Annotated in this window: 5 protein-coding genes; all 5 read left to right on the top strand. The window is 65.6% G+C overall.

Annotated features, from left to right (window positions below; genetic code table 11):
* Positions 1-136 precede the first annotated feature (136 nt).
* Entirely contained in the window at positions 137-286 is a 150-nt protein-coding gene (locus tag N4G42_RS04710) for a hypothetical protein (RefSeq protein WP_156379419.1), read from the top strand.
* Positions 286-1,635: an NAD(P)-dependent oxidoreductase gene (locus N4G42_RS04715; protein ID WP_260666354.1), complete on the top strand. Its 1,350-nt coding sequence runs from the start codon at positions 286-288 to the stop codon at positions 1,633-1,635. Before N4G42_RS04710 ends, N4G42_RS04715 begins: the two co-directional genes overlap by 1 nt.
* Before the next feature lie 33 nt (positions 1,636-1,668).
* Positions 1,669-2,982, top strand: a complete 1,314-nt coding sequence (preA, locus tag N4G42_RS04720) for an NAD-dependent dihydropyrimidine dehydrogenase subunit PreA (RefSeq protein WP_260666355.1) — start codon at positions 1,669-1,671, stop codon at positions 2,980-2,982.
* A gap of 221 nt (positions 2,983-3,203) precedes the next feature.
* Positions 3,204-4,661 (top strand): NCS1 family nucleobase:cation symporter-1, encoded by a 1,458-nt coding sequence (locus N4G42_RS04725; RefSeq protein ID WP_260666357.1) that lies wholly within the window; start codon positions 3,204-3,206, stop codon positions 4,659-4,661.
* Positions 4,662-4,742: 81 nt separating this feature from the next.
* Positions 4,743-6,194 (top strand): dihydropyrimidinase, encoded by a 1,452-nt coding sequence (gene hydA, locus N4G42_RS04730; protein ID WP_260666358.1) that lies wholly within the window; start codon positions 4,743-4,745, stop codon positions 6,192-6,194.
* The last annotated feature ends 146 nt before the right edge of the window (positions 6,195-6,340 follow it).

The raw sequence follows: 6,340 nt of genomic DNA on the forward strand, positions 1-6,340 counted from the left end.
GGCTGGAGGCTGGCACGCGGTTTGCTGTAGGGATTTTACCAATTGGTAAATTTTTACTGGTTGGTAAATTGACCCACAACGCAGGGCACCGCCGTCGCAAAGCAGCGGGCGCCTGCACCCCACAGCGAGGACCACGATGAAACCTCCGAAGTTTGCGGGCACCAGCATTCACGCCGGTGCCGCATTGGTTGGCGCCACTTGCTGGCGCTCCAACGCTGCGCGGCGTGCGCTTGCACGCCCCATGGGCGCCCAGACCCCCACCCTGACCCTCTCGGAGGAAACCTGATGGACACACCCGCAAGCCGTGCCTGCGGCATTCATGCCGCACGCCTGAACCTGGCCGACTACGCCGTCAACTTCAGCGACGCGCACCCGCCGCTCACCCGGGCGCAGGCGCTGATCGAGGCCGAGCGTTGCTACTACTGCCACGACGCGCCCTGCGCCACGGCATGTCCCACGGGCATCGACATCCCCTCGTTCATCCACCGCATTGCGCAAGACAACAACCGGGGCGCTGCCCGCGCCATCCTGGAGGCCAACCCGCTCGGTGGCATGTGCGCCCGCGTGTGCCCCACCGAGGTGCTGTGCGAACAGGCCTGCGTGCGCAACACCAACGAGGACAAGCCGGTGGAGATCGGCTCGTTGCAGCGCTACGCCACCGACGCCTTCTTTGCCCAGCCCGGTGCACCGCTGTTCCAGCGTGCAGCCGCCACCGGCAAGCGCGTGGCCGTGGTGGGCGCCGGGCCGGCGGGCCTGGCCTGCGCGCATGGCCTGGCTGTGCGCGGGCATGACGTGGTGCTGTTCGAGGCGCGCCCCAAGCTCGGCGGCCTCAACGAATATGGCCTGGCCAGCTACAAGACCACGCACAACTTCGCGCAAAAGGAAGTGGAGTGGCTGTTGTCCATCGGCGGTATCGAGGTGCGCACCGGCCAGCAACTGGGCCGTGACATCACGCTCGACAGCCTGCTGGGCGCTTACGACGCTGTGTTCCTGGGACTGGGCCTGCAGGGCGTGAACGCGCTGGGCGTGGCTGAGCCCACGGCCACTGGGTTGCGCAATGCCGTGGACTTCATCGCCGAGCTGCGCCAGAGCACCGACCTCTCCGCCCTGCCTGTAGGCCGCCGCGTAGTGGTGATTGGTGGCGGCATGACGGCGGTGGATGCCGCTGTGCAGTCGCGCAAGCTGGGCGCGGAAGAGGTGACCATCGTCTACCGCCGGGGCGCTGAGGCCATGTCGGCATCGCACGTGGAGCAGCAATGGGCGCAGACGAACGGCGTGACCATCCGCCACTGGGCGGCACCGAAAGAGGTGCTGATCGAAGGCGGTGTTATCAAGGGCGTGCGTTTTGCCGCCACGGCATTGAGCGGAGGCAAGCTGGGGGAAACCGGCGAGACCTTCACGCTCGAAGCCGACATGGTGCTCAAGGCCATTGGCCAGACCTTTGTGGCCGAGCCTGTGGGCAACCGCATCGTGCTGGAGGGCGGGCGCATCGCCACCGATGCCGAAGGCCAGACCAGCCTGCCGCGTGTATGGGCCGGTGGCGACTGCCGTGTGGGCGGCCGCGACCTCACGGTGGAAGCGGTGGAGCACGGCAAGGTCGCCGCTGTGTCCATCCACGCCGCACTGATGGCTTGAACCCCTTCACCCCAGTTTTCACGGGAGCACCCCATGGCAGACATTCGCAGCAATTTCCTGGGCATCCAGAGCCCCAACCCCTTCTGGCTGGCCTCCGCACCACCCACCGACAAGGAGATCAACGTCACCCGCGCCTTCGAGGCGGGCTGGGGCGGCGTGGTGTGGAAGACGCTGGGCGAAGACCCACCGGTGGTCAACGTCAACGGCCCGCGCTACTCCACACTCATGTCGCAAGACCGCCGCGTGATTGGCCTGAACAACATCGAGCTGATCACCGACCGGCCGCTGCACACCAACCTGGAAGAAATCAAGCGCGTCAAACGCAACTGGCCGGACCGCGCCATGATCGTTTCGCTGATGGTGCCGTGCGTGGAAGAGAGCTGGAAGAACATCCTGCCGCTCGTGGAAGACACCGGCGCCGACGGCATTGAACTCAACTTCGGCTGCCCACATGGCATGAGCGAGCGTGGCATGGGCGCGGCTGTGGGCCAGGTGCCTGAATACATCCAGATGGTCACGGCCTGGTGCAAGCACTACTGCAAGCTGCCAGTGATCGTGAAGCTCACCCCCAACATCACCGACGTGCGCCAGCCCGCACGCGCCGCCAAGGCGGGCGGAGCCGATGCGGTGTCGCTCATCAACACCATCAACTCCATCATGGGTGTGGACCTGGACCGCATGGTGATGAGCCCGAGCACGGACGGCTGGGGCTCGCACGGCGGCTACTGCGGCCCGGCCGTCAAGCCGATTGCGCTGAACATGGTGGCCGAGATTGCACGCGACGCGCAGACCGCTGGCCTGCCCATCAGCGGTATTGGCGGCATCACCACCTGGCGCGACGCGGCCGAATACATTGCGCTCGGCTGCGGCACGGTGCAGGTGTGCACGGCCGCCATGGTGTATGGCTTCAAGATCGTGCAGGACATGTGCGACGGCCTGTCCAACTTCATGGACGAGCACGGGTATGCCACGCTCGACGACTTCAAGGGCCAGGCCGTGCCTACCGTGAAGGACTGGAAGAACCTCAACCTCAACCACATCGAAAAAGCTGTCATCAACCAGGATGCCTGCATCCAGTGCGGCCGCTGCCATGTGGTCTGCGAAGACACCTCGCACCAGGCCATCACCTTCACCAAGGAAGGCGGTGTGCGCAAGTTCGAAATCAACGAGGCCGAGTGCGTGGGCTGCAACCTGTGCGTGTCGATCTGCCCCGTGCCCGAGTGCATCACCATGCGCGCGCTGGAGCCGGGCGAGGTGGATGTGCGCACCGGCAAGACGGTGACGGGCGAATACGCCAACTGGACCACGCACCCCAACAACCCGCAGCGCGTGTCTGCAGCCGCTTGATATGTGCCCCTGCGAGCTTGTGCCACCGACCCCGCAAAGCGTTGTGACAGCACCCGTTGTGGTGCCGATTTGCAACGCATGCTGCACTGCATCTGGTGCAGTTCTTGCGTGATCTCTAGCATCGCTCGCTTCCCTTTGCCCGCCATCTGCCAGCGTGAGGGCGCTGGAACAGACAGCGGGTTGTGTGCAACCCCAACGACGTCTTTGACAGGAGTACAGGCATGACCAACAGTACCGGCAGCGCGGCCCATGTGGCGGGGCTGATGCCCGGCGATGCATCCAACACGCTCGCCAATGAAGATCTGCTCCCCACCACCGCCGCGCAGCGACACTGGACGTGGAAGGACTTTGCCGCACTCTGGGTGGGCATGGTCGTGTGTGTGCCCACCTACACCATGGCCAGCTCCATGCTGGACCAAGGCTTCACCTGGCAGATGGCCGTGTGGCTGGTGTTCCTGGCCAACTGCATCGTGCTGGTGCCCATGGTGCTCATCGGGCGCGTGGGGCCCCGGTACGGCGTGCCGTTCCCGGTGCTGGCGCGTGCATCGTTTGGCGTGAAAGGCGCCAACCTGCCCGCCGTGCTGCGCGGGCTGGTGGCGTGTGGCTGGTTCTCCATCAACTGCTACTTTGGCGCGCTGGCGCTGCACGGGTTCCTCAACATCCTGGGCATGGGGCTCGCGGGACCGGCCGATGGGCAGACCATCAGCACCTCGCAGTTCATGTGCTTTCTGGCGTTTTGGGCGGTGCACATCTGGTTCATCTGGAAGGGGCCGGAGTCCATCCGCATGCTGGAGGTGATTGCGGCGCCGCTGATGATCATTGCGTCCATCGCACTGGTTGTGGTGCTGATGATGAAGGTGCCCTCGGGCCAGCTCTTCAACCTGCCCGCCAAGGTGGTCGAGGGCGGCCCCAAGACCTGGGCGGCGCTCACCGGCCTGGTCGGCTTCTGGGCCACGCTGGCACTCAACATTCCGGACTTCACCCGCTTTGCCAAGTCGCAGAAGGACCAGGTGGTGGGGCAGGCCATCGGCCTGCCGATTCCCATGGCGCTGTTCTCCATGGTGGGCGTGATCGGCTTCTCTGCCTCGGCCATCCTGTACGGCAAGGCCCAGCTGTTCCCCGATGGTCTGCTCACGCAGATGGGCAGCGTGGCCGCAGGCCTGGGCCTGCTGGTGATCTTGCTCGCCAACCTCACCACCAACGTGGCCGCCAACCTGGTTTCGCCGTCGTATGACTTCAGCCAGTGCGCGCCGTCCAAGATCAGCTTCCGCATGGGCGGCCTGATCGCTGCAGGCATCGGTCTGCTGTTCATGCCCTGGAAACTGCTGGCCACCTCGGGCGGCTACCTGTTCACCTGGCTGGGCGGCTACGGCACGCTGCTGGGCGCCATCGCGGGCATCCTGCTGGTGGACTACTACCTGGTGCGCAAGAGCGAACTGAAGGTGGACGACCTGTACCGCCGTGGCGGTGAATACGAGTACAGCAACGGCTGGAACCTGCAGGCCCTGATCGCTTTCGCACTGGGCGTGCTGCCCTGCCTGCCGGGCTACCTTGCCGTGTCGGGTGTGGTGGACAAGGCGGGCATGCCTGCCATCTGGTTGTCGCTGTTCGATGCGGGCTGGTTCTTCAGCCTGGCGGTGGCCGGCACCTACTACTACCTGACGGCCAAGAAGAAGTGATGCCCCGGACCCTGCCTGGGCCTGGTGCCAGTGCAGGGTCCCTTTTTTTTGAATTGATCCGTATCCCTGAAGGAGACCCCCATGAGCCAAGCCCTTGTGATCCGCGGTGGCACCGTGGTCAACGCCGACCGTGAACAGCGCGCCGATGTGTTGTGTGTCGATGGCCGCATCGTGGCCGTGGGGGACGACGCTGCGGCCCAGGCCCCCGCGGGTGCAGAGACGCTGGACGCCAGCGGCCAGTACGTGCTGCCCGGCGGCATCGACCCGCACACGCACATGCAGCTGCCGTTCATGGGCACCGTCACCATGGACGACTTCTTCACCGGCACGGCCGCCGCGCTGGCGGGCGGCACCACGAGCATCATCGACTTCGTGATCCCCGACCCGCAGGAACCCATCCTGGACGCCTACCACAAGTGGCGGGGCTGGGCGGAGAAGTCGGCTGCCGACTATTCCTTCCACGTCGCCATCACCTGGTGGAGCGAGCAGGTGCGCGCCGACATGGGCACGCTGGTGCAGCAGGAGGGGGTGAACAGCTTCAAGCACTTCATGGCCTACAAGAACGCCATCATGTGCGACGACGAAACCCTGGTGAACAGCTTCAAGCGCGCGCTGGAGCTGGGCGCCATGCCCACGGTGCACGCCGAGAACGGTGAGCTGGTGTACCTGCTGCAGCAGGAGGTCGCCAAGATGGGCATCACCGGGCCTGAGGGCCACCCGCTGTCGCGCCCACCGATGGTGGAGGCCGAAGCCGCCAACCGCGCCATCGCCATTGCCGATGTGCTGGGCGTGCCGATCTACGTGGTCCACGTGAGCTGCATGGAATCGGCCGACGCGATTGCCCGCGCCCGCGCGCGCGGCCAGCGCGTGTACGGCGAGGTGCTGGCGGGCCACCTGCTGGTGGACGACAGCGTGTACCGCGACCCCGACTTTGCCAAGGCCGCCGCCTATGTGATGAGCCCACCCTTCCGCCCCAAGGGCCACCAGGAGGCGCTGTGGCGCGGCCTGCAGTCGGGCCAGCTGCACACCACGGCGACAGACCACTGCACCTTCTGCGCCGCGCAAAAGGCCATGGGCAAGGAGAACTTCGCCAAGATCCCCAACGGCACGGGCGGCGTGGAAGAGCGCATGGCCGCGCTGTGGGATGGTGGCGTGAACACCGGGCGACTTACGCCCAGCGAGTTCGTGGCCATCACCTCGGCCAACGCGGCCAAGCTGTTCAACATCTACCCGCGCAAAGGCTACATCGGCGAAGGCGCCGATGCCGACCTGGTGCTGTGGGACCCGCAAGGCACCAAGACCTTCTCGGCCAAGACGCAGTTCAGCAAGGGTGACTTCAACATTTTTGAAGGCCGCACCGTGCGCGGCATTCCCAGTCACACCGTCAGCCAAGGGCGCGTGGTGTTTGCCAATGGCGACCTACGGGCCGAGCAGGGCAAGGGCCGCTATATCAAGCGCCCCGCGTTTGGCGCGAACTTCCAGGCCGTGCAAAAGCGTGCGCAGGACCTGGCCCCCTCGGCGGTGGCGCGCTAAGCGCTGCAATGCATCTGGAGAACACCATGGACACAAAAGTCAAACCCGAAATCGAGAACCTGCGCATCAACGGCGATCGCCTGTGGGCATCGCTGATGGAGCTGGCGCAGATCGGCGCCACCCCCAAGGGCGGCGTGTGCCGCCTC

It is taken from the genome of Acidovorax sp. K2F, assembly GCF_025246485.1.
Lineage (GTDB): Bacteria > Pseudomonadota > Gammaproteobacteria > Burkholderiales > Burkholderiaceae_C > Acidovorax > Acidovorax delafieldii.